Consider the following 1,962-nt stretch of genomic DNA (forward strand, 5'->3'; position numbering starts at 1 on the left):
GCGGAACGTGAAGGTCTTGAAGTCGTCGCTGATCTCGGGCAGCGCGACGGCGGTGTTCGGGCGCAGCTTCACCGGGCGCGCGAGGTAGTCGTAGGTGAGCGGTGGCTCGAAGATCGCGCTCGCCACCTGCGCCGAATTGACGTCCGAGATCTGGCACGGATCGAAGCCGGTCTCGGCCACGCTGAAGGCCAGCCGCAGCGTGCCGCCGGTGGCGTCGGCCAGGCCCGGTGCGCCGCACGACAGCGCCGCCGAGGCGGCAAGCCAGGTGCGGCGCGTCAGCGTCATGCCTGCTGCGCCGCGCCGTTCAGCGGGCGCCCCGCAGGCTGTCGTCAATGTCCAGGTATTGCCAGAAGCGGCTGACGAAGAACGGGCGCCGGTACCCGATCACCCACGGCTGCGTCAGGTCGGTCACGATGCGGTGCACGTTGTACTTGTGCGGCGCGAGCGCCGTCGCGATGCGGTTGGCCTCGTCGAGCAGCGCCAGCCGCTCCGGGCCGTCGCCGATGCTCTGCATGCGATCGTAGATCTCGTCGAAGCGCGCGTTCTTGAAGCGCCCGAGGTTCTGCCCGCCGGAGGCCGGGCCGTACAGCAACTGCATCGCGTCCTGCACGTCGGGCGTCGACGCGGTGTAGCCGAGCTGCCAGACCATCAGCTGGCCGGCGCGCGCCGCCTTCAGGTTCTCCGGCCACTGTGCGGGCTTGATCTCGATGCGCAGGCCGACCGCGTCCATGTTCTTCTTCCACAGCTCGTCGAACTGGCGCGACAGGCTGTCCGGCGAGGTGGCGTACTGGATCACCAGCGGGCTGCCGTCGGGCAACTCGCGCCAGCCGTCGCCGTTGCGGTCGACGTAGCCGTACATGTCGAGCAGCGCCTTCGCGCGCGGCACGTTGTAGTCGCTGTTCTCGGTCTTGTAGTTCGGGTCGTAGCCGAAGGTGGCGGGCGCCACCATGCTTTGCGCCGGGATCGCCTGGCCGCGGCGCACGCCGGAGATCTCGCGCGGCACGTCGGTGGCCAGCCGGATCGCGCGGCGCAGCGCGACCTTCTCGGGCGTGTAGCCGCCGACGACCGGGTCCTCCATGTTGAAGTAGTACAGCGTGCGGTCGGGGTTGACGACGCGCTGCATCTTGATGCCGCGTTTCGCCAGGTTCGGCGCCAGCTTGCCGTTCGGCGCGGCCTGGTTCGCGAACTCCAGCGGCACCGAGATCAGGTCGATCTCGCGGTTCAGGAAGGCCAGCCAGCGCGGCTGGCTCTCCTCGATGATCGACAACTCGACCCGGTCGATCATCGGCAGCCGCCGGCCCTTGAAGCGCTGCAGCAGCGCCTGGCCCTCGGCGTCGTCGGCATTCGGCTCGGCATCGTAGAAGGCTTCGTGGTAGCCGGGGTTGCGCTCCAGCACGATCTGCGAGCTGCGCCGCCATGACGCGAGCCGGAACGGCCCGGTGCCCACCGGGTGCGCGGAGATCTCGCTGCCGTAGTGCTCCACCACCTCGCGCGCGACCGCGCCGTACAGGCTGCTGTCGGCCAGCGTGTAGAGCAGGCGCGGGCGCGGGCTCTTCAGCTTGACCTGCAGCGTGTAGCGGTCGAGCGCGCGCAGGCCTTCGACCGGCTTGTCGTAGTCGAACGGCGTCTTCTTCGCGATCGCCTGCTGGCGCAGCTCGTCCAGGCCGACGAAGCCCTGGTCGTTCATGTCGGAGTAGGACGGGCTCGCGTTGGCCGGGTCGAAGAAGCGCTTGATCGCATACGCGAAATCCTGCGCGACCAGTTCGCGACGCTGGCCCTTGAAGGCAGGGTCGTCCTGGAAGTAGACGCCCGGGCGGATGCGGAAGGTGTAGGTGCGGAAATCCTCCGACACCTCGGGCATCGCGGCCGCCGCCTCCGGCCGCACCTTGAACGGGCGGGCCAGGTAGTCGTAGCGGACCAGCGCTTCGAACAGGTGCACAGTGACGTAGCGCGAGTACAGGT

Annotated in this window: 1 protein-coding gene and 1 pseudogene; both read right to left on the reverse strand. The window is 68.9% G+C overall.

Annotation, left to right across the window (positions count from 1 at the left end):
* Positions 1–285, reverse strand: a pseudogene (locus AC1D01_RS32365) (ABC transporter substrate-binding protein); the annotation flags it as partial.
* A 19-nt stretch (positions 286–304) separates the two neighbouring features.
* Positions 305–1,962 (reverse strand): ABC transporter substrate-binding protein (locus AC1D01_RS32370; protein WP_477873600.1); only part of this gene is annotated, 1,658 nt, incomplete at its 5' end.

This window comes from Rhizobacter sp. P3_B12 (assembly GCF_056402895.1).